Annotated in this window: 20 protein-coding genes and 1 pseudogene; 2 read left to right on the top strand and 19 right to left on the bottom strand. The window is 61.5% G+C overall.

Annotated elements, in window-relative coordinates; genetic code table 11:
• Nucleotides 1-200: 200 nt before the first annotated feature.
• From J1M87_RS26785 to J1M87_RS26805, 5 genes are all read right to left on the bottom strand, one after another.
• A complete protein-coding gene (locus tag J1M87_RS26785) occupies nucleotides 201-1,217 on the bottom strand; it encodes a hypothetical protein (protein WP_206492722.1) in 1,017 nt (338 codons plus the stop codon).
• A 2-nt stretch (nucleotides 1,218-1,219) separates the two neighbouring features.
• Complete coding sequence (locus J1M87_RS26790; protein WP_206492723.1) at nucleotides 1,220-1,408, bottom strand: hypothetical protein; 189 nt, start codon at nucleotides 1,406-1,408, stop codon at nucleotides 1,220-1,222.
• Nucleotides 1,405-1,614, bottom strand: coding sequence for an SAV_915 family protein (locus J1M87_RS26795; protein WP_206492724.1), 210 nt, complete (start codon nucleotides 1,612-1,614; stop codon nucleotides 1,405-1,407). The genes J1M87_RS26790 and J1M87_RS26795 overlap by 4 nt, the downstream gene beginning before the upstream one ends.
• 183 nt (nucleotides 1,615-1,797) lie before the next feature.
• Complete coding sequence (locus J1M87_RS26800; protein ID WP_206492725.1) at nucleotides 1,798-2,199, bottom strand: hypothetical protein; 402 nt, start codon at nucleotides 2,197-2,199, stop codon at nucleotides 1,798-1,800.
• Between the two features lie 13 nt (nucleotides 2,200-2,212).
• Nucleotides 2,213-2,737: a DUF3558 domain-containing protein gene (locus J1M87_RS26805; RefSeq protein ID WP_241257499.1), complete on the bottom strand. Its 525-nt coding sequence runs from the start codon at nucleotides 2,735-2,737 to the stop codon at nucleotides 2,213-2,215.
• Nucleotides 2,738-3,208: 471 nt separating this feature from the next.
• On the opposite strand from J1M87_RS26805, the gene J1M87_RS26810 reads away from it, so the two are divergent.
• Nucleotides 3,209-4,027, top strand: a complete 819-nt coding sequence (locus J1M87_RS26810) for a hypothetical protein (protein ID WP_206492726.1) — start codon at nucleotides 3,209-3,211, stop codon at nucleotides 4,025-4,027.
• Nucleotides 4,028-4,243: 216 nt separating this feature from the next.
• On the opposite strand, the gene J1M87_RS29545 is transcribed toward J1M87_RS26810, so the two are convergent.
• Nucleotides 4,244-4,321, bottom strand: a complete 78-nt coding sequence (locus J1M87_RS29545; RefSeq protein WP_374222429.1) for a hypothetical protein — start codon at nucleotides 4,319-4,321, stop codon at nucleotides 4,244-4,246.
• Nucleotides 4,322-4,386: 65 nt separating this feature from the next.
• On the opposite strand from J1M87_RS29545, the gene J1M87_RS26815 reads away from it, so the two are divergent.
• Nucleotides 4,387-4,803: a nucleoside deaminase gene (locus J1M87_RS26815; protein ID WP_206492727.1), complete on the top strand. Its 417-nt coding sequence runs from the start codon at nucleotides 4,387-4,389 to the stop codon at nucleotides 4,801-4,803.
• 14 nt (nucleotides 4,804-4,817) lie between these two features.
• Here J1M87_RS26815 and istB read toward each other — a convergent pair whose 3' ends face one another.
• The 13 genes and pseudogenes from istB to J1M87_RS26880 form a co-directional block, all read right to left on the bottom strand.
• Nucleotides 4,818-5,630 carry an IS21-like element helper ATPase IstB gene (istB, locus tag J1M87_RS26820; protein ID WP_241257501.1) on the bottom strand — a complete coding sequence of 271 codons (813 nt, stop codon included), beginning with the start codon at nucleotides 5,628-5,630 and terminating at the stop codon, nucleotides 4,818-4,820.
• On the bottom strand, nucleotides 5,627-7,144 hold the full coding sequence (istA, locus tag J1M87_RS26825) for an IS21 family transposase (protein WP_206492728.1): 1,518 nt from the start codon (nucleotides 7,142-7,144) through the stop codon (nucleotides 5,627-5,629). Before istA ends, istB begins: the two co-directional genes overlap by 4 nt.
• A 411-nt stretch (nucleotides 7,145-7,555) precedes the next feature.
• Nucleotides 7,556-8,044 carry a hypothetical protein gene (locus J1M87_RS26830; protein ID WP_206492729.1) on the bottom strand — a complete coding sequence of 163 codons (489 nt, stop codon included), beginning with the start codon at nucleotides 8,042-8,044 and terminating at the stop codon, nucleotides 7,556-7,558.
• A gap of 295 nt (nucleotides 8,045-8,339) precedes the next feature.
• Nucleotides 8,340-9,407 carry a hypothetical protein gene (locus J1M87_RS26835; protein ID WP_206492730.1) on the bottom strand — a complete coding sequence of 356 codons (1,068 nt, stop codon included), beginning with the start codon at nucleotides 9,405-9,407 and terminating at the stop codon, nucleotides 8,340-8,342.
• Between the two features lie 2 nt (nucleotides 9,408-9,409).
• Entirely contained in the window at nucleotides 9,410-9,694 is a 285-nt protein-coding gene (locus J1M87_RS26840; RefSeq protein ID WP_206492731.1) for a hypothetical protein, read from the bottom strand.
• Nucleotides 9,691-10,107, bottom strand: coding sequence for an SAV_915 family protein (locus tag J1M87_RS28935; protein WP_241257502.1), 417 nt, complete (start codon nucleotides 10,105-10,107; stop codon nucleotides 9,691-9,693). The genes J1M87_RS26840 and J1M87_RS28935 overlap by 4 nt, the downstream gene beginning before the upstream one ends.
• A 416-nt stretch (nucleotides 10,108-10,523) precedes the next feature.
• Nucleotides 10,524-11,678 (bottom strand): annotated as a pseudogene (locus tag J1M87_RS26850) (IS3 family transposase).
• Nucleotides 11,679-11,808: 130 nt separating this feature from the next.
• A complete protein-coding gene (locus J1M87_RS26855) occupies nucleotides 11,809-12,357 on the bottom strand; it encodes a hypothetical protein (protein ID WP_206492732.1) in 549 nt (182 codons plus the stop codon).
• A gap of 1 nt (nucleotide 12,358) precedes the next feature.
• Nucleotides 12,359-13,294: a hypothetical protein gene (locus J1M87_RS26860; protein ID WP_206492733.1), complete on the bottom strand. Its 936-nt coding sequence runs from the start codon at nucleotides 13,292-13,294 to the stop codon at nucleotides 12,359-12,361.
• A gap of 482 nt (nucleotides 13,295-13,776) precedes the next feature.
• Nucleotides 13,777-14,487 (bottom strand): DISARM system phospholipase D-like protein DrmC, encoded by a 711-nt coding sequence (gene drmC, locus J1M87_RS26865; RefSeq protein WP_206492734.1) that lies wholly within the window; start codon nucleotides 14,485-14,487, stop codon nucleotides 13,777-13,779.
• Complete coding sequence (gene drmB / locus J1M87_RS26870) at nucleotides 14,477-16,543, bottom strand: DUF1998 domain-containing protein (RefSeq protein WP_241257503.1); 2,067 nt, start codon at nucleotides 16,541-16,543, stop codon at nucleotides 14,477-14,479. Before drmB ends, drmC begins: the two co-directional genes overlap by 11 nt.
• Nucleotides 16,543-20,262: a DISARM system helicase DrmA gene (gene drmA / locus J1M87_RS26875; RefSeq protein ID WP_307830933.1), complete on the bottom strand. Its 3,720-nt coding sequence runs from the start codon at nucleotides 20,260-20,262 to the stop codon at nucleotides 16,543-16,545. The genes drmB and drmA overlap by 1 nt, the downstream gene beginning before the upstream one ends.
• A partial coding sequence (locus tag J1M87_RS26880) for a type IIL restriction-modification enzyme MmeI (protein WP_374222427.1) occupies nucleotides 20,259-21,274 on the bottom strand: 1,016 nt, incomplete at its 5' end. The genes drmA and J1M87_RS26880, both read right to left, overlap by 4 nt.

The raw sequence follows: 21,274 nt of genomic DNA on the forward strand, positions 1-21,274 counted from the left end.
CCGAGTAAACCTCGGAGTTTGAGATGGTGGAGGTATAGCCAGATCCATCGGGTCAGGACGACCGGGTGGACGTCGAAGAAGCGACTGTCGAAGAAGGCCGATGACGTCCTGGGCTACATGCTGTGACGTCCACTGGATCGAAGGTTCAGAAGAGTGCATCCCACACTCCTGTCGTGAGGTCGGAAATCGCATTCTTGGTGTCAACTACAGCACCCCAGCCCTCCAAAGCTGCAGTACCTACCTGGTCCGTTCCATTTACCCATAGGCTGTCGACCATTCCCGAGGTAAAGATGCCGACTGCGGCGCCCCCCCCCCGCTGCGCCTAGCACGGTCCCCACGAAAGGGACCGGAACCAAGGTTCCAATGAGCGCGCCTGCCGCGACAGAGGCACCAAACCCCAGGCCGCCTGCGATCACCGCCTGATCGACGGGCTTTCCCTCGTAGATGTCGTAGGCGATGCTCAATCCGGCGAGCGCCCCACCTGCTCGCAGGCCCCAAGACTTTGTCTTGGCCTCCAGTTCGGCTACAGATTTTGCCAGGTCATCGCCGAGATTTCGCGCCATCGTCGATGCGTCGAAGTCACGATAAACCAACGCTCTGGGTGATCCGTCAGGTGCATTGCGGGCAAGGTCGGCCCACTTCAGCGCCTCATCCAGGTGGAACTTCGAGTTTTTACCCATCAACCAGGCGTCGACTTCCGCCAGCCCTTGGGCTATTCCGACAAGTATTGAACCACCGTAGAAGAACGTTTTGGCTGAGGCAGACAAGTAGTCGGTTTTGAGGGTTTCGCCTGCTGCTGTTTCATATTCGCGTAGTTGGGCTGCCCGACCTGCCAGCACGATATAGATGTTGTGTAGCTCGTCATCAGACGGATCGAGGATGATGTCGCCCTGGACAGTCAGCCCGGCGGTAGAGGCGTCTGACCGCACATCCCGCATCCCGTCGTGCAATGCCTGTAATGCGGCAGCGAAGGCGTCGACCTTGGCGGCGTAATCTGCTGCTGCAGTTGCCAACTGAGAGGCACCGTCCGTGGTGGTAAGCGCCTGCACGAAGAAGGCTTCGGATGCGGGGCCGTCCCATCCGGCGTCGGTTCGATTTCTGGTGGCGTCGAGCGTGTCGATGGAGGTGCGCAGGCCATCGGCGAAGCTGTTGCGAAGCCATCCGGCCACGGCGTGCACCGAGCCCACGTTGCCGTCGACTTTCGTGTCGATGGGCACCGTCACTTCTCCCAGAGCGCAGCGTTGACTTCGTCGGCTGTGGCGGCGTCCTGGGTCTCGTATTCGGAGGCGCATTGGTCAAGCGCGACCGAGTACGACGCCAATGCGGTCTGCAGTTCGCTGCCGCGGCCGGTGAACAGCGCCAGCATCCCGGCCAGCGCCGGCGCCCCGATACCGGTATCGGCGGTCATGCGTGAACACTCCGACGTTCGCGCTGGGGAATCATCACGTCCATCAGCAGCCGGTCGAACGGATGCGACTCATTGATTTTCGACAGGGCCGTTGTCGGCAGCACCATCCACGGTTGCTCGTCGCCACAGCAAGTGTGGAGCCGATCCAGTGCCGAATACGCCAGCAGGGCACTACGCCCGTCCCGGGTGGTCCGCAGATTGACCACTGCCTGCTCCACGACTGAGACATGCGCAGTGCACGGCACGTACACCACGGGTGGAATGTTGTCCGGTAACCGCATCTTCTCCCCTGATCGACCGCGGGGAGGTCGAACCCCACGACAGATCAGACGCAGCGAGTGGGTGTTCGGTTCCCCATCTGAACCGAGCAGCATCCGGGCAGCGCCGTGTTACTTCCCAGCACCCTCCGCGATGTCGGTAATCGACTTCAGCGTCCGCCGATCGGCGTACTCGGCCTCATCGAAGTAGCGACGGAACACCGACCGCATCAATTCGATGACATCGATGTGCTGCAAGAGCACCACCCGCAACGATCGCTCGCCGCTGTACGCGATTCTCTCGAACTTCTCACCGAGCTGGCGAGCCGAATCGAGGGTGCCGAAGGCCTTCACGTCCACGAGCGACTTCGTCTGGCCCACCATCTGTTCAAGGTGCCTGATGTATGCCGCGCACACCTCGTCGCACTGGAATGCCACGCCCTCCGGAATCTCGAGCACCCCTGCCTCGGCCTGCGAAGACAGCGCCTGCCACTGCTGCATCGACGACCCCAAATCGTTCAGTTCCGAACCCATAGGCTTCCTCCTGCTACTTCGACGACGGCAAGAACGGACGGAGCGAACGCGCCACACGTTCAACCTCGACGCACGGATCTTCGAGAGGTTCCGCCGACACAAAACCGTCGAGCATGAAGTAGATGACCCCTCCATCGCGCCCGAAAGCAATGCCGCAACTGACTTCGTCGTACTTGATCTTGCGTTGGAACCGCAGGCCATCGAACCCGTCGACCGGAGTGAACTGCTCGAACGGGCCGGCCTCGCGTAGATAGTCCAACGAGAAAGTCGATGAGAAGATGCCGAGGGTGTACCACGTGTCCGGCAGCGGATTCAACCAAAAGCACGTTGACCAATCCGGCGAAATCGGACGCTCCCCTACCAAATTGGCCTTCTTGGTTTCCACTGCCAGCTCTGCCGCCTCGATCGCCTCATCCGGGATGGTGCACGGGTCCCACGCTGCCGTCGACGCGGGCGTAGCGACGGATGGCGTCGTCGACGGTGCCGCAGCCGGCGCACCGTCGGTCACCCCACCACATCCGGCGACCAGCACAGTCATGCCAACAGCAACTGCTGCCCACCATCGCTTTGTGTTCACACCATTCCGTTTCGTCGACCCCGTCCACTGCGTTGGACGCAGCCCATGACGAATCGGTTCCAGCCCACCATGCGAGTTCCTGTCGCGTTTGCCGATTCAAGCACTTCGCTCTCGAATCAGATCCGAAGCCCCCAGCCACCGGATTGCGGCGAAAAAACTTAGGCTGGCCCAGCGAATCACCAATCCGTTTGCCGCATAATCACGTCCTCGTTCGACTCGAGCCCACTCTCGCCTGAGCACGCGGAACCAGCTTTCGCCTTCGTCGTGTCGAGTCTCTGGTCGTGCGGGAAGAACCACCTGAAGGCTCGCCGGTAGAGATTCCGATGTCAACGATGAACCGGCATGCACATCGACCTACGTGCGACACTTCGACACCAGCCCGCTGCTCGACTCTCTCCGTCACGGCTTCCGCACTCTTCCTAGGATGTGTGTGTGACTCCCCACCGCACGGGCAGCGACCTCGCAAAAGTGATTCCACTGTTCGGTCGCCGGGGATCTCGAAACACCTGGGACTTCGCCGACGTCGTCGAGCCGGCAGTCCAGTCTCCGGTCGTACAGGTGTCGCCCCACGCCATCGAGCTCGCACCACCGGACGCCGAGGAAGAGTTGTCAGCGCTGACGGCATCGAAGCCGATAGCGCAGCTTCGCTCACTCCTCGGCTGGCTCGACAGGTCACGACCGATCGCCGGCAGAGGTGTCCCGAGGCCAGGGTCGGTCAGCGAGCTGGCGAAAGCCGTCGGCGTGGAGCTGGATATGCGTGCATCGAGGTCGAGATCGATGCTCGAGGTTCCCGGTTTGATGACACTGTGGGATGCGGCGAAGGCAGCAGGATTGATCGAGTTAACCTCCACCACAGCAGTTCCCGGTCCGCATGCGCACGAATTCGCCCACGCGCTTCCCAGTGGACTGGCCTCGCATCGAACAGCCCTCTCGCACATCATCCGTCGCCACTTCTTCACCGAGGATCCCCTCCGCCCTTCCCCCGCTGTCGATGTCGTCGCCGGGCAGATCGTTCTGGCCGCGATGACGGACACTCCGCGGACGCGGCTCCCTGCAGTCGGCCCGGCCGCCGCCGGGGATCTGTACGAACACATCGAGGCACTGATACTCCGCGGCATGCTGGATCAATTCATCGCCGACGGGTGGCTGGTATGCGACGACAAATACATAGTGCCGCAACCTTTTCGACCCGCCGTCCTGGATGCGATGAAGTCACTGCCTTACTACCAAACCGGCGACGCCAACAGATGATCATCACCGGGTAGTACTTCGCGGAGCTGCCGGACTTCACAACATCTCGTCCGCCAGACGCCAGCTTCCCTCAACCATCGTCGCGGATCCGCCATGGCCGCCTCCACGCTGCCGGAAAGATCCGTCAACGACACGGTCCGCACCTCGACGTCCGAATTACACCGCACCGGCGACCACTGCCACCGGAACCGAAGCATCCGAACATATTTGGACGACCTATCCGACGAGTTTGCCCGTCAGCGACGTGCGATCGAACACGCCCTCACCCGTCACCACGAGGTCGGAATTTGGCATTCTGTCCGACGCCTGGTCGACTGACGAGGGTTACATCCACAGTTCGTAGACGCTCAGGAGGAACCGTGACCGATCCCGCACGCACCGACGAGTACTTTCTCGGACTCGCCAGCGAGCAGGCCCGGATCGGCTGGGAGGAAGGCGGCGTTCCGATCGGTGCGGCACTCGTCCACGACGGTGAAGTACTGGCGGTGGGGCGGAATCGCCGGGTCCAGATGGACAGCGCGATCCGTCACGGAGAAACTGACTGCATCGAACGAGCAGGACGGCTGCCGGCTGCGGTGTATCGAAAGTCGGTCCTCTACACCACGTTGTCCCCGTGTTTCATGTGTGCGGGAACTGCGCTGCTGTACGAGATTCCGCGAATCGTCATCGGTGAGAACCGCTCGTTCGAGATGTCGGAAAGCTTGCTCCGCGAACATGTCAATGGCCAAGTTGATGTCCCCGCTGGTGGCCAGGTGAAAGTCCCCGGCCCGTGTTGATGTTTCCCGGTTTTTCAGGGGCGGTCCTTTCGGTGTTGTGCGTCTTTCATGCGGTAGGACTCACCGTCGGTGACGACGATGGTGGCGTGGTGCAGAAGTCGGTCGAGGATCGAGGCGGCGGTGGTGTGCTCGGGCAGGAACCGTCCCCATTGCTCGAACGGCCAGTGGGATCCGATCGCCAAGGAGCGGCGTTCGTAGGCTCCGGCGACGAGACGGAACAGCAACTGGGTGCCGGTGTCGTCGAGCGGGGCGAAGCCCATTTCGTCGATGATGATCAGGTCGACCCGCAGCAGTGATTCGATGATCTTGCCGACGGTGTTGTCGGCCAATCCGCGATAGAGGGTTTCGACGAGATCGGCGGCGGTGAAGTAGCGGACCTTGTGGCCGGCGTGGACGGCGGCGACACCGAGTCCGATCAAGGTGTGCGACTTGCCTGTCCCGGCGGGTCCGATCATGGCCAGGTTCGATTGTCTCCGAACCCATTCCAGGCTGGAGAGGTAGTCGAACACTTTCGGTTGGATCGACGACGCGGCGACGTCGAAGGACTCCAACGTTTTCGTCACCGGGAACGCGGCCGCTTTGAGTCGGTTGACGATGTTGGAGGCATCGCGTGCTGCGAGTTCGGACTCGATGAGCGTCCGCAGCACTTCTTCCGGGGTCCAGCGTTGCGTTTTCGCGGTGATCAACACCTCCGGTGCGTGCCGGCGGATCGCAGCCAGTTTGAGGCGCCGCAGTCCGGCGTCGAGATCGGCTGCGAGTTCGGGAACATGCTGGGGCGCAGCAATCTTCGGAGGCTTCGTCGCTGCGGTTGTGGCGGTGTCGGTCATGACGGCACCTGCGTATCGGCGGCAGGGGTCCGGATGGCGTAGGCATCGAGGGAGCGTGTCGGTGCGGTCGGCAGGTCCAGGATCAACGCGTCCCCGGCAGGCCTGGGCTGCGGTGCTCCGGCACCGGCAGCGAGAATCGAGCGAACATCGGCGGCCCGGAAGCGCTGAAAGGCCACCGCCCGGGTCAACGCTGCCACCAACTGCGCGGTGCCGTGCGCCGCACCGAGTGCCAGCAGGATCTCGAGTTCGGATCCGAGCCTGGTGTTGCCGATCGCGGCGGCACCGACAAGGAATGCTTCCGCTTCGGGTCCGAGTGCGCAGAACTGTTGCTCAACAATGGTTCTCGGTCTGGGGCCGCGATGGGGCGCGGGTCGGGCACCGCCGTAGTGGGCATCGAGGACCGACGCGGTGCCCGGCTGGCCCAGGTCGTGTTCGGCGACGACCTCACCGGTAGCCGGCTCGACGACCACCAACCGTCCCTCGCTCTGGACGAGAGTGACGGTCGCGCCGATCAACCGGACGGGCACCGAGTAGCGCGCGGACGCGAACCGCACGCAGGACAGGCGGTCGACTTTGCGGGTCACCGGTGGTGGACCGATCTCCAGTCGTAGTGATGGCAACGGAGACAGCAACTCTCGCTCTTGATCGAGTTTGTCGTTCGGGACCGCGCATATCTCCGAATGGATGCGGGCGTTGACTTCTGTGCACCACACCCTGGCGGCGGCGTTGGCGGTATGGACATCGACGGTGGTGCCGGCGACGGCTGCTTCGGTGAGCAACGGGACAGCGAGATCGTGTTGGGCGTAGCCGACGAGGTTTTCCACCACCCCTTTCGATTGTGGGTCGTTCGCGTGGCAGAAGTCCGGTGCGAACCCGTAATGAGCAGCGAAGCGGACGTAGTCCGGGGTGGGGATGACGAGGTTCGCGACGACGCCGCCCTTGAGGCATGCCATGCGGTCGGCGAGGACCTTGCGCGGGACGCCCCCGACAGCAGCCAACGCTTCGGCAATCAATGCCATTGTGGTGGTTGCTTTCTCGCCGGTGGCGAATGCAGCGAACCGCCACCGCGAGTACGCCATGACGGCGCAGAACAGGTGCAGTCCGCCCACTGTGGCCCAGTCGATGATCAGGTAGTCGCCCGGTGCCCATACCGCGGGCCGGCGACCGCGGTGATGGTCGGTGCGCCAGCGTTGCTTCTCCTCGGCCACCAGGCGGCGAAAGTTGCGGTCTGAACCGGTGTAGCCGGCCTTGCGGGCGATCGGCAGGATCCGTTTCGCGGAGATTCTGCCCTGAGATTTGTCGACCCGTTCGGCTACCAGATCGGCGACGGCGGCGTAGTTGCGTTCACGCTCGGCCCGCTGCGGTAGTGATTGGCCGGCCCGGTCGGCTTCGAACTTCTCAATGGTGCGTTTGACGGTCTTGTGGGTGGTGCCGACGAGTTCGGCGGCTCCTCGGTACGACCCGACTTCGCGGTAAACGGAAATGATGTCCATGCGTTCCCTCGCAGACTTCAATGGAACTCCCCGGGCGGTGCGGTGTGTGGTTGGCACCTTCACCGTCACCGCTCGGGCCACGAGTTCCTGATCGACACGACGAACACGGGGTGGGGACTTTCAGTTGGCCACCAGTGGGGACCTCGACCTGGCCACCAGTGGGTACTTTTTCATGGCCACGGACAGAACATGGGGTTCAGGTCGACGTCGTCGACGACCCCGCCTGTCTGCAGCTCATGGAACGCATGTTGGAGGAGCGACCGGGCCTGTGGCTCGAAGACATCGGTGAGGAGGCATGAGCAATACTGCTGGGTTCACGATCTTCACACTGACTGGGTTTCATCCGGCCCTATGACGCTCGCCGCCCGATCCGTCAACAGGATTGCCTGGTAGGCCGTCTAGGCGCAGAAGCTTTTCCACATGTCTTGTCGGTCATGGCAGCAGGCTTGCAAGCCGTTCGGTGGCGGCATCAGTACCTAGTTCTTTTCTCAGCGTCGGGTAGTCGCGGTAGAAGCGAATCCATTGGACGAAAACGACAGGATGGATGTCGAAGAAGCGACAGTCGATGAAGGCTCCAGGCAGCGGACTGGGGTTTGCGTCCATCGGCAGTCGTGTGGTTTTGGTATGCGAGTACGGCGGGTAGTAGTCGGTCACCACCAGAATCGACGGCGGCCAGTGCGGCTCCAGCCGGACATCATTGATCAATTCCCAGGGGATCATCTTCACGAACCCGTATCCCCGCTGGGTGACGCCATTGGGCGTCAGTTCCACGAATCCCTGGCGCACCTTGCCTGTCAATATGACTACTGGGAAAGCGAAACACGCGGCCGCCACAACCGCGAACGGTATAACGGCGAACAGGGAACCGGGGCCCAGACCCAGGAGTAGGACTCCCGATCCAGCGAACACCACGACGGCCATACACAGCCACAGCACAGCATGCCGATAGCGCACGGTCGACCCGCTCGTCGTACGTCGAACACGAGATCCCGATGACGTCCCAGGTTGATAGAACAGTTGGATGACGGGAGGGATGGAGTAGATACCGGACAAGCACATAAGCGCGGTGCCAAATACTGGGCCCAGAGTGGTCATGTTAGTAGCGCCGCCCCACAAGAAAAGAATTCCGATCAACTCGAGACACAGCATTTGCGCCGAGAACTTCAAGTCGAAACGAGTCTCAGCCACGTACTCCGGTGTTCCATGGCTCGACGAGTCAGAAGATTGCATCCCACACTTCCGTCGTGAGGTCGGACACCGCAGACTTCGTGTCTACGAGGGCACTCAAGCCATCCTGCGCAGCATCGCCGACCGAGTCGAACCCATCTTCGTACAGGCTGTCGACCATTCCCGAGGTAAAGATGCCGAATGCTGCGCCACCAATAGCGCCAGCGAGCGTCCCCACCCCAGGGATGGGTATCGCGGTGCCGATCAATGCACCTGCGGCCACCGACGCCCCGAACCCCAAACCACCGGCAACGACGGCCTGGTCGACGGGCTTACCGTTAGCGATGTCGTAGCCAATGCTGAGCACCGCCAAGCCACCTCCCGCCCGCAAGGCCCATCTTCCTGCCTTCGAGTTCAGGTCATCTGCATTCCGGACCACGTCATCGGCTTGGTCCCGAAGGAAGTCGGAAAATCCGAAGTCGCGGTAGACAGCCGAGAAGGGAGACCCTGCGGGGGCCGTGCGGGCAAACTCGGCCCATCGAACGGCCTGCGCATACAGGCCTTTGGCTTTCGTGGTCATCAACCACGCGCGCGTTTCCATCGCCGCTTGCGCCAACCCGATTGCTACCGAGCCACCGAAGAAGAAGGTCTTGGCTGCCGCGTCGATGTAATCGACTTTGAGCTTCTCGCCCGCCATGGTCTCTTCGCCGCGCAGTTGCGCGACTCTGCGCTCCAGAGCGTCGAAAGTATCGCGCAGGGCATCGTCGATGGGTTCGATGATGGCGTCGTCGATGACGTCGAGTCCAGCATCGATTGCGTCCGATCGGATGTCACGCATACCGTCGTGCAATGCCTGTAGCGCCGAAGCGAAAGCATCGACCTTGGCGGCGTAATCTGCTGCTGCAGTTGCCAACTGAGAGGCACCGTCCGTGGTGGTAAGCGCCTGCGCGAAGAAGGCTTCGGATGCGGGGCCGTCCCATCCGGCGTCGGTTCGATTTCTGGTGGTGTCCAGTGTGTCGATGGAGGTGCGCAGGCCATCGGCGAAGCTGTTGCGAAGCCACCCGGCCACGGCGTGCACCGAGCCCACGTTGCCGTCGACTTTCGTGTCGATGGGCACCGTCACTTCTCCCAGAGCGCAGCGTTGACTTCCTCCGCTGTGGCGGCGTCCTGGGCCTCGTATTCGGAGGCGCACTCATCGAGCGCGACCGAATACGACGCCAATGCGGTCTGCAGTTCGCTGGCGCGACCGGTGAACAGCGCCAGCATCCCGGCCAGCGCCGGCGCTCCGATACCGGTATCGGCGGCGTCGGGGATCGATGACGCTGCGCTGTCGAAGTCGTCGGCAATCTTCATCATTGCGTCCGCGGAATCGCGTAGCACCGCGACGTCGACATACAGGGTCATGTGTGGACGCTCCGACGTTCGTGCTGGGGAATCATGACGTCCATCAGCAGGAGGTCGAACGGATGCGACTCGTGAATCTTCGACAGGGCCGTGCTCGGGAGCACCATCCACGGTTGCTCGTCGCCACAGCAAGTGTGGAGCCGATCCAGTGCCGAATACGCCAGCAGGGCACTACGCCCGTCCCGGGTGGTCCGCAGATCGACCACTGCCTGCTCCACGACTGAGACATGCGCAGTGCACGGCACGTACACCACGGGTGGAATGTTGTCCGGTAGCCGCATCTTCTCCCCTGATCGACCGCGGGGAGGTCGGCCCCACGACAGATCAGACGCAGCGAGTGGCTGTTCGGTTCCTTTCCTGAGCGACGAGCACTTACGACCGAGAAGGTCGCTCATCGAGAAAGCGCCTGCCATGTCGCCTCCCCCGTTCGATTCCCCGCCTCGAACAGCCATGGCCACTCCGCGAAGTCCTCGGGTCGACCACCACCGTTTCGACACCACTGTTCACACACCGTTTCGGCATGTTCTCGGGATGAGACGGGACCGCTCCTTCAGGTAAGCAGGTTCGAGACTCTGACGGAAGATCAGCCGCGTCTGTGGTGTGAAACCCACTGCCTGAGCGTGTTTCGCAAGATCTATCCAGACCCCACCGTTGGCGTAGCCGCCTTCGAGCACAAAGCGCCACCAGCCGGCAGTCGGATCGTCCTGAGCGAGTCAGACGCAGATCACGTTCCGATCAGACACCAGGGCAGCCTCATTCGAACGGACGGTAGACCAACACCGGGCATCGGGACTGCCCCGACTTCAGTTGACTAGTGGGGTTGAGCGATTCAGGCCGCGTGTGCGGTCCGGTTGATTGTCTCAAACTCGATAGGGGTGAGCTTGCCGAGGCGCCGTTGACGGCGTTTGCGGTGATAGGTCTTTTCGATCCATGTCACGATCGCCAGCCGTAGTTGCTCGCGGGTCGACCACCGCTGGCGGTCGAGGACGTTCTTCTGCACGAGTGCGAAGAACGACTCCATCGCGGCGTTGTCACCGCACGCCCCGACCCGCCCCATAGAACCTCGTAACCCATTGCGCGACAGTGCATGTACGAACTTCCTGGATCGGAATTGGCTACCGCGATCCGAATGCACGATAGTCCCCACCGAGCCTCTTTGCGCCACAGCATTATCCAATGCTGACACCGCTAACGAGGCCTTCATCCTGGAGTCGATCGAGTAGCCGACGATCCTGTTCGACCAGACGTCCTTGATCGCGCAGAGATACAGTTTGCCCTCGTCGGTGCGGTGTTCGGTGACGAAAGGTCAGCCACAGCTCGTCCGCGGCCCGTGCGGTGAACTGACGGTCGACGAGGTCGTCGTGAACCGGCGGGCCGGCCTTCCTGTCCAGGCCTCGCTTCTTCGAGAACACCGACCAGATGCGTTCTTGTGAGCACAACCGCGCGACCCGGTTCTCGCTGGCGGTGATCCCGCGGTCGGGTAGTTCGTCTGCGATGAAGCGGTAGCCGAATGCGGGGTCGTCGTCGTGGATCTCACGAGCAATGTTGATCAGATGCGCATCATCCCAATCTCGTTGCGTGACTGGCTGTTTCTTCCATTTGTAGAACGCTTGGGTTGAGAAACCGAGAACCCGGCAGGTCACTGTGACGGGTACTCCGTCGCCAGCAAGGTCGAGGACCAGCGGGTAGATCATTTTGGGAGTATGTCTCGACTCAGATAGGCGGCGGCTCGCCGCAGAACGTCGTTTTCCTGCTCGAGCAGCCGGTTGCGCTTCTTTAGCTCCCGCAGCTCAGCGGACTCGTCACCAGGGTTCTGCCGGCCGTCACGGACGACGCCGTCTTCACGATCGGCAATCTTGAGCCAGCGGTGCAGGCAACCTTCGGAGATTCCGAAGTCCTTCGCGATCTGACGCAACGGGGCCTCGCCCTTGCGTGCGACGGCGATGACGTCGCGGCGGAACTCCTCGGGAAATGCTTTCGGCATGGTGAACATCCTTCCACCGTGAGGAGCGATCCTCACAGATCAGATGTCAACCAAAGCTGGGGCAGTCCCGACCCGGGCGTCGGTTACGGCACCCATGCCGAGGTTGCCGAATCCCGAAGGACTGGAAGGTCTAGGCCGCTCGGTTCCGGAATATGTCCGACAACGTTCTCGTTCGAGCACGACGGTCATCACGTTGGTCCTGGGTCGTTACCAAGCTCAACAGGACTCCGAACAACCACATCATCCTTAGCAAGCTGTGGATGAGTAGCAGCAATCCAAACGTTAGGGTTGGTGCAGACAACTCATACCATTGCGCAGCCACAAACCCCGCCGCGATGAGGCTAAGGACTGCCGAGAGAAACGAACTGCCGATCACCGAAACCCAGTTCGCGCGCAAAGCTCGTGCGGTCTTCAACCGGAATTGTCGCATGATGGCGGTGTCTCCGCTGATGCCGAACACGATGATTGCGCCGGCGAAACCTGCGGCAATGGCGGCTACTGACGCCAACCCGAGAGCGATGCTCACCCCCGTCCCATCCCCCGCCTCGCGAACAAGACGCTCGACAGGCGCGGGAATGTCACGAAAGTGGGCGGCCAGGGCGTGGCCCGACACTGCCACAAGCAGTAGAAGCGTGATGACGAAAGGCCTGTCCTCGAGGACGGCCCGCACCTTGGTCATCTCATGTTCCGTCCTGGTCTCCAGAACCGTCACCAAGAATCAGGGATAGGTTCCGCCTGAAGTCTGTTGTCGCTGTAGTCATCGCTGCCATGACTACCTCTGGCGTCTGAGCCTGTGATTCTGAGTCGCCGACCGCGACCGCATGGGTGATACGGTCGTGCAAGAACTGCACCTCGTCCTTCGTAATAGTCCCATCGTCGTTCGTTTCCACGATCCGCGCAATAGCGTTCTTGATGCCGTGCCCACCCCGCACAATCTTTTCGACATCCCTAGCCAACTCCCGCGCGGTCGCGCTGTCCGGGACAACGTTGCCAAAGCTCAACCGCAGCCCAATGGCCATGTCGATGCCACCTTGCGCCTGCAGCTCGCGAACCGTGTTCGAGATCGAACCGGCGTCGGCCGGAACATCCGCTCCAGCCTCTAGCTTCAAATCAAACATCACAACTCCTGCGCTCTCGCTCAGTCGTTCCAGAGCGTCGTGGCGCACAACCGAGCGCATCTGGAACACGAGCGGGTCTCCCTGGCTCTGCAAAATCTGGCCGATCCACTCGACCGCCGCAGCGAACGATGGCCCTCCGCTCGACCTCAATGATGCAATGTAGTTGCCGGTACCGACAGGAAGTAGATACATCGGCTCGACCAGCTCGCCGTCGAGCGTCAGCGGCTGCTCGTCCGCCCCGTTTATTGAGGTGTCCGGCCAGTCCTGAGGAGGCCGACGCTTGCCGATATACAGGAATCTGACGGCGGGCCTGACAGTTGATCGAGCTGCGCCGCGATAACGATGGCCGTTGATCCGCTTCGCGCGGTCAGTTGCATTCAAGCCTCCAATGTGGTCCAGCAGCTCCTTCCAGAATCCCCCCGGTGCCTCGTGACTGACCCCTTGGTCATCCACAAAGAATGGTTCGTGAAAGTAAACCTGCCGAGTCTTGCCTGCCACCTGTACCTCTTTCGTTGATGCTTCGACGATTATGTCAGCGGTCTGAAGAAAACCACGGCATATCAGACCGTCGGTGCGGTACCAGCAGCAACACCGCAGCGAGACCAGAGAGATTCATTCAGTCAGACGACGGTCCCCCTGATGACCCGTCCCAGGAATCCTGGTGCTCCTGCGCTTGCAGCATCTTCGGACGGAGTGCCGATTCTCCACCGTAATAGACCACCTCAAATTCGTCTGGCGTGAGGTAGCGGAGAGTGGACGCGTATCGGCGAAGGTACCGATCGGCGCGGCCACATGGGCGATCTGATGCCGGTGGCATTGACCGACCTGGCACAGTAGCTCCGGCCGTCAGCGGAACAATACGGTTTGTAGAGAGGATTCGGCCGGTTTGCGGTTGATATTTTGTGTCGAACTCCCATCCTGAAGCGGAGGACCAGCCTGATTACTTCGGTTCCGCGCCAGCAACCGCTCTATCACAACGGCTAGCCTTCCACGAGGACATACAACGAGCCGTGCTTTGCTGAAATTGCACGCTCGACGGAGCTCGCCAATCCGCTATCCTGGACAAGAATTCCGAACTCGACGTTCCGATTTTCAGCGTTGTACGAAAAATTGGCGCTGGTAATCAAGACCAGTTCGTGATCGATGACTACGAATTTTGCGTGACTTACAACTGAGCGACCAAATTCTAGCACCGCCGATTTATAAACGGTCGCGAGCGGCAGCTGAGCCTTTACTTTTTGCGGCTCACCTTTGTCTGCGTCAACATAGACGCAGACGACCACCCCTGGCTGTTCGGATGATTCCTTCAAGGCATTCCACATGTTGGAATTTTCCGTGAAGTTGTACGTAGCGCATGTAACAGAGATGCGAGCACCGGCGACTAGACGATCAAACTCGCCGGTCAAATGGCCTAGCGAAGCTTCGTTTCCGGGCATCGTCCATACAGGTGTCAGTTCGCGCCGCGTGGCCTTTGCCCCAGCTATCGCTTGAAGGACGGCCACAGATTTCGCCGGATCATGGTGCCCGAGTCCGGCCGCCGAGAGCAGCCTGCCAATCTGCTCACGACGCACGGCGTTGACTGACCGCAAGGCATGCATAGTGTGGCTGCCCACCTCGAGAAGCGATGCAAGGCTTACTGCTTCGTTTGCGGTCACGTACTCGCCGAGCGACCCGAATGGATCAGACGGCATCGACGCTCCCGAAGAACCCTGGCACCGACTCGCCCGAGGCCGCCGGGAGGTCTAGCAGGAACCGCCGATCGAGGAATCGATTCGCTTTCTCACACGAAGTTTCTGATGCAAAGGAGCAGCAATGGCATGCGGCGCCGTGGAGGAAATCCTCCGGGTCGCGCGGGGTCCGTGTGGCACAGACCGGGTCCGAGGAGCACCGCACTGCGCGGCGCAGCGCAGACGCCATGAGGTTATTGAGTCGGACTGGCTCGGACAGTGCGACCAGCCCTCCGAGGGTGCCCTCGCTGTCGGAAGCGGTGGTGCAGATCAGCAGTCCTGCCGCCGCCTCACGTTGTGGGGTTGCGGTCCATCCGTAGATACGTTCGCTGAGGCTGGCGGCACCGTAGCCACAAGACATCGCCATTTCACGGATCAGAACATGCGAGAGGGTGTGCAGCAACCAATAGCGCGGAGCCGGCAACCGAGTATCGGGGTCGACCTGTTTGGCAGTCTCGGAGAAGCGCCGCTGGAAGTTGCGCCTGTGCGCGTCTTGGTGCGCGTCCCACAACCTTGTTCCGCGAATCTTGTTCTCCCACTCAGCGACTACATCGAGATCGAGTTGAAGGAAGACACCTTCACCGCGGTCCTCGGTGGCCGGAACCCATGTGGGCTTGCCACTGCGGGTGAGCTTGACGAGTCGGCTGGCGAGATCATTGACTCGATCCATTTCGTCGAGTCGAGTGAACCCGAGTACCGCATTTACCTTCTTCATCTGGTTGACCGCGACGACGCGGCTGACCTTCGGATGTAGCCCGGGCGCGCGCTGCATCTCGGTCACCATCAGACCGCTGGAGTTCGGCTGCTGCGGGAACAGCGCCGGCTTCTGCAAGTATCGCCATTCCGGTACAAGCAGCTCGACCGGGTCCCAAGCCGCCAGCATTTCCTGTCGATCCTCCTCAGAGTCCGCAGGAGCGAGTACATCGGCGATGGCCGTCGAGAGGTCACCGTCGGTGACGCTCGACATTTCGATGCCTTTGGCTGCGGCCAGGGCCCGGATCACGGCGATCTGATCCCCGAACTGCTTGACCTGATCTAGTCCCAGCTCGACGCGAAGCTTGTCGGCGAGGGCCTTCTTCTCTTCGGCTTCGGTGCGGGGCATGACAATGATCGATTGCGTGGACGCGAACCACAGATTCGATGCGCCCATCATGATGAGCGCAGGACGAGCTCCACAGTCACCGTCGAACGCCCCGAGATGCGGGTGCCTACCGCGGCACTGCTCCGGAAGTTTCTCGCGCCCAATCGTTCCCTGCGCTTCGGCCATGCCACGAGTGGCTCCACACGAAGCGCAAGCGATGATCGATCCGACACTCTGGCCGACGTTGGCGTCACGCATCTTTAGATCGGGCAGCTCTGCCTTGGGGCACTTGCCACCTCGATGCACCCACAAGGTGTAAGGGAATTCGTCGAGGTGTCCGTTCGTGCATGTCAGCAGATGCTGCGCCGGGACGGCGGGGCTTTCGCGTTTACGAGGAGCTGCTCCGGGCCGCGGTCGACCTCGCCCTGGGCAACTCTTGTGAGTGAATTGGGCGAGGTCGGGCCGGAACGGATGGGTGTTGGTGTAGCTGAACCGCGGCAACGGGCCTAAATAGTCGCAGCCGGTACAGCGAAACCATTGTGGAAACACCCGGGCTGGAATGCCGAGGTCGGACCCTTCCTTGGACATCACGCCCTGTTTGGGCTGCCACGGGTAGGGCCGGAGAGCGTCGACCTGAGGTCCTAGATGCAGTCGGACCACGCTGACCAGTCGCGGTTCGAGGATGCTCGGAATGTGCTCGCGACGCTTCCAGATGGGTCCCCAATCGTCGAGTCCCGCAGGCATGACGGCGAAACCGGGTAGATCCATAATCGCGCCGGGGCCATACGTGTAGAGCAACGACGAGGGGCGGGCCGAGCCGACCTTGGCGCGATTCTTGACCAGACCCTCCTCGGCGTCGGCGAGCGGGTCGAGGACATCGGAGGCGTCGTGCAGCATCTCGACGGGAAGTTCCGACTCAGTGGTTACGGTGTCAGTCATCAGTTGTCCTCCCCGGACGGCAGAACCCATGTCGGTGCATCGTCAGGTGTTCGGGCGAACAGCCGATCCGGAATCGGACTGACCAGCAGGTTGATCTCCGGTTGCACCTCGCGCATCGAGTTCGCGATGATGAACGGGGCCTCCGTCGAACTGCCCGCCGACGCCTTCGCATTTTCCGGGCTGATAATCAGCGGTAGGTACTTGTCACCGTCACCGGTGCGCTCGTAGACGAGAGTCTTGCTCATCAGGACCGCACGCTTGGCGCGTTCGGTCCACCGGTCGAGCCTATTGACCAGCAGGTCATTGGCACGCTTAGTCGCCTCGTCGCTCTGCGCAGCGGCAGAGATTCGTTTCTTGAGCCGCTCTACCATCGCCTCGACTGCTGAAAGCTCGTCCTTGATTCGCCATGCGCCGCGCTCCTGCGAGAGCCCGTCGGCTTGCACGGCCTGCATAACCCGAGCAACGCTGACCAGTAGACCGTCGATCCCCCGGGCGAGCGACGTAGGTGAGTACGGCGTGACTGACAGCGCTTCGACCTGGGCGTAGAAGGTTTCGTGGTAGTGCCGGAACTGCTCGAAGTGCGCAAGGTCGCGCGGTCGAGCCCAGTTGCCAAGGGCAACAACGAGTCCAGGGCGATCAGAGGGATCGCGTCCGACGCGGGAGGATGCCTGAATGTATTCGGCGGTGTTCTTCGGTTGTCCGACCACCAGCATCAGACCCAGCCGCTGGACATCGACGCCGACCTGGAGCATCGACGTTGCGAGCACGACGTCGAACGGCATTTCGGCGCGGGCGGGCATTCTCTTTCCGGTGTCCTGCTCGGCCATTCGCGCCCGAAATGCCTCGGTGGTGTCGTGGTCGGGATCGAACTCCAGACCGAGTCGGTCGAGAGTGCGGCCGATTTCGGCTGACGCGATGCGTGAGGTCAATTCGCCGATGTTGAGCAAACCGAACGATGTTCCGAGCCGTGAGGGGAATCCGGAGTCTTTGCGGGGACGCTTGACTCGGCTCTGGACGTCGTCGGCCATGTAGCGCGCCATGCCCGCGAGCTCACGGGTGGCATTGAAGTAGCCGACCAGCGTCATGTAGGGATCTGCCGCGGCTCCAGCCTGATCGAAGAGCAATTGACCGGAAGACAGCAAGACCTCCGCAACGCGAATCTCCGCACTGGAAAGGCGCACGCCCTGAGCGCTCACCCCGATGTAGCGGCGCCCTGGGTTCGCCTTGTCGATCGGAACCTCCTGGGAGAAGTACGTGTCTGCAACGTCGAGCACCTGGGGCGGGAAGATCTCGACCTGCCGGCCGTACAACCCCCGTACCTGTTCCTGGGCGTTACGCACCGTTGCGGTGGATGCAACGATCAGCGGCTTGACGGGCTTGCCATCTTTGGTCTCCCATGAGCACAGAGTCTCCACCGCAACCTCGAACAGGCCGACCGAGGTCCCCAGCGCACCGGTTATGAGGTGTAGTTCGTCTTGGATGATGAGGTCGGGTGGCCGCAAGCGATCTACCGGCCGAACCGTCGCGGCAGGGTGACCGCTCTTGCTCGCCGGATGGGTCGTAGTGATGTCGCACTTGGAGTAGTCCGAGTGCACGTACCCGTGCCGTCCGCACCGGCGAGCGACGTACCCGAACAGTGCGGCAGCTTCACCTTCACGGGCGAGGCGCGCGAACTTGTCGACGGTGGCAATCACGAATGCCGGTGTCAGCCGGTAGATCTCCTCATCCACCGTTAGCACCGGGAGTCCCTCTGATGCCGCGCCGCCCTTGGAGAACGGGCATCGAGCAAGCTCGTCACCGCAATACACGTAGATACGGCGCATCGTGGCATCAGCCTTGACCTGGGCCGCCCCGATCGGTGTGCCACACCACGGGCACCGCTGAATCTGCAGCACCGTCAGCCGATGCGATCCGTACTCGTTGGCCTTGGTGAGCTGCTCGTCGGCTTCCTCGAAGCGCTTGGGGCTGACGTCTGTTCCGACCCACAGGCCGATCCGAAACGGTTCCACGCCCCAAGTAATTTCGTCTTCGAGTCGGGCGAGCTCCGCCGCACACATCAGGGTGGTCGCACGCTGGAACTGTTGGGCGGTCAGGAGCCTGAGCGTGTATCGCATCAGCACTGCAACCCCGTCGCGGCCATCCAGCGGTCCGTCGCCGGACTCGATCACGCCTTGTCTACGGCGGATTGCGAAGGTGTACGCGGCGAGGCCGAGATAGGCCTCGGTCTTACCACCACCGGTTGGGAAGAACAGCAATTCCACCCGCGCATGGTGTTCTGCGCTGCGTAAGTGCGCGGCCGGGTCTGTCAGTGCGCCGAGCTGCATAAGAATGAATGCCAACTGGAATGGGCGCCATGATGCCGCGCCGGGGCCCCGGGCGCCCACTTCGGCTTGTGCATTCCCAATGGTCATGGTGCCGTCCGCGGCCCGTACCGCTGCCACCTGAGAAGCGATGCGCTGATCGCGCATCGATCGGTTCATGAACTGAAAGCAGCGCAGCGCTTCAGGGTCGGTGGCGACGTGCTCCAGGCCCGCGGCCAACCGGTTGTGCGCCTGCCGGGCCTCTAAAATTGTGAGTTCGGCGGTCTCTTTCAGGTGCTCGGGTAAATCGTCGGCAGCATCCTCTTGACTGCTTATCCATTCGGCATACCCCTTCACCAGTGGCTCAAGGCCCACGCGAAGCGCGTCAGGCGTCACGGATGACAGCGACTCCATGGACAGCATCGCGTCTCTTACCGACCGCGCGCGCGTCTGGGGCGTCTCCCCAACCGGGAGCCAAGTCGTGGATACCTCGGTCGCGCGACGTGCGTCGTCTTTCGCGACCCAGTCGACCGAACACGTCCGTCCTATCGCGAACTCCAAGCGGTTCCGGTACTGGAGGTTGAGGCGACGTACTTCGTCGTCGTGCTCGGGCCAGTTATGTTCGATTACATCGCGGACCGGCAAGAACACCTCCGCTCCGCCCGCATGGATACGAATTTTGGTCTGGAACATCCACATGTTCATCGGGATGGGCATGGGGGTTTCGCGGTCGTTGCACAGTGCGATTTCCACCAAAACACGACCGAATTCGGGGTCGTCATACCGGTCCACGCGCAAGCAGGTGGAGTCGCGCAAGGGAATCCCGGCCGTCTCGCCAGGTACGAGATCGGCGAGTCTAATTGTGCGCAGCTCCTCCACCGGTGTGCGCTGAAAGTCGCGGATAGGCCGCCCAGCCTTTGTCGTCCGCTCGGTTTCAACCGATTCGTACGTTCCCCACGACGCGGTAACGGTGAACGACTCGAGGTCTGCAGGCACCTGGAACCGCAGCCCCATCGACGCTGGGATCATCAACCCCTGCTTGGGAGTTCGGTCCTCGGGGTCATCGTCCTCGGAATCCGCCTCTGTCTCGTCGGCCGCGGGTGCGGGGACGCCACGCTGCTCGTGTTCAGCGTCGCCGTCGGTGCGCGTCTCGACAAGGTCGCCTCGTTCCGCCGTCCCACCAGAGTCGTCGTCAGGGATGGAGGCTCCGGTGAGTTTCACTGGGGCGATGTAACCCACGAGGTACTGCGAGCGAGGACTGAAGGACAGAATCTCTTCCGGACCATGCATTGGCCCGAGAAGTTCGCGCTCTAAGATTTCGACAAGATTCTCGCGCACAGTGAACGATGTACCGTCTGCCTCGTAATTCAGCTCGTATGAGGCCTCTCGCCCCGTGCTAATGCTCAAGTCCTTCGTCACAACAAAGTCCCTTGTCCTTCTGCTACTTGATTGGCCTGGCGACTCTTAGCCGAGCCATTGCTGTCGGCCTTCTCAGCTGCTGCGCGGTGGTGGTTCTCCTCCAGCAAGCGGTCCAGAATCTCGACGCGCGTTGCTGGCGTCACCGTCCAACGCTTCATCTGCCGATAGGTGTGGAAACCATGGTTGAGCGAAATATCCGGCCAGCCATAGGCAGCTACGACAGCCTCGTCAACATCGACGTGGATGGCCCGTAGCCTGGCCACGTCCTGATCGGTGGCACTGGAAATAGCTGCGTCATTTATAAGGTTGTAGAGGTCTGTGAGACCAAGACCCCTTTCCTGCATCACTTTCCGCCGAGTTTCATCGAGAAGACGTCCAGCTCCATCGAGGCCTTCACTCCATTGTGGCTGAGGAAAGGTCACAAAGACATCGGTCGGAGAATAGTTGACACCCTCCCCCTGAGTAGAGCTCCACTTTATGGCCCAAAGCTGGTGAATTGAGGACGACAATATTGCCTGTGTTGCAAAAGAGGAGGTCGCGAGCACGCCAAGTTTATGATTTAACACCTGACCGGTAGGAACCCTCACCGGCATCACGGTCTTACTGACGAGAGCAATGACCAATACTTCGTCTAAGTCCTGTACCGCTGCTCGCATCGTCCGTTGAGCTTCACCGAACTGCCACCACCGTTCTCGGTACTGCTTACGCTTGTTCCTCTGACGTTCTGGTTTGACGCGGCTCTCAACCCGGAGGAAGGGCGCTCGGTAACACGTCGCTTCACTCTCCGAGAGCGAGCCGAAGTCGATTACCCACCTAACTGCAGTGCAATCCGGCCGCTGGTTCACATCGTGTCCGCTGAGGTAGGGAAACAGCACATTAGCGTTTTTGGGGTCTTGCGATATCCACGTCTCTGCCTCGCTACCGGTCACAACGAACCCGGTTCCCATCACGTAGCAGCCTATATGGCAAATACCTACGTTCTGCCGGAGAGGGATGGGCTTCCCACCCACCC

Source organism: Rhodococcus sp. KRD162 (assembly GCF_017168335.1).
Classification (GTDB): domain Bacteria; phylum Actinomycetota; class Actinomycetes; order Mycobacteriales; family Mycobacteriaceae; genus Rhodococcoides.

What these genes read in the sequence shown, in the direction of transcription:
- J1M87_RS26790 (WP_206492723.1), bottom strand. Translation starts at nt 1,408, where the DNA reads ATGACCGCCGATACCGGTATCGGGGCGCCGGCGCTGGCCGGGATGCTG.
- J1M87_RS26800 (WP_206492725.1), bottom strand. Translation starts at nt 2,199, where the DNA reads ATGGGTTCGGAACTGAACGATTTGGGGTCGTCGATGCAGCAGTGGCAG.
- J1M87_RS26805 (WP_241257499.1), bottom strand. Translation starts at nt 2,737, where the DNA reads ATGACTGTGCTGGTCGCCGGATGTGGTGGGGTGACCGACGGTGCGCCG.
- J1M87_RS29545 (WP_374222429.1), bottom strand. Translation starts at nt 4,321, where the DNA reads ATGCCAAATTCCGACCTCGTGGTGACGGGTGAGGGCGTGTTCGATCGC.
- istB (WP_241257501.1), bottom strand. Translation starts at nt 5,630, where the DNA reads ATGACCGACACCGCCACAACCGCAGCGACGAAGCCTCCGAAGATTGCT.
- J1M87_RS26830 (WP_206492729.1), bottom strand. Translation starts at nt 8,044, where the DNA reads ATGGCCGTCGTGGTGTTCGCTGGATCGGGAGTCCTACTCCTGGGTCTG.
- J1M87_RS26840 (WP_206492731.1), bottom strand. Translation starts at nt 9,694, where the DNA reads ATGACCCTGTATGTCGACGTCGCGGTGCTACGCGATTCCGCGGACGCA.
- J1M87_RS28935 (WP_241257502.1), bottom strand. Translation starts at nt 10,107, where the DNA reads ATGGCAGGCGCTTTCTCGATGAGCGACCTTCTCGGTCGTAAGTGCTCG.
- J1M87_RS26855 (WP_206492732.1), bottom strand. Translation starts at nt 12,357, where the DNA reads ATGACCAAGGTGCGGGCCGTCCTCGAGGACAGGCCTTTCGTCATCACG.
- drmC (WP_206492734.1), bottom strand. Translation starts at nt 14,487, where the DNA reads ATGCCGTCTGATCCATTCGGGTCGCTCGGCGAGTACGTGACCGCAAAC.
- drmB (WP_241257503.1), bottom strand. Translation starts at nt 16,543, where the DNA reads ATGACTGACACCGTAACCACTGAGTCGGAACTTCCCGTCGAGATGCTG.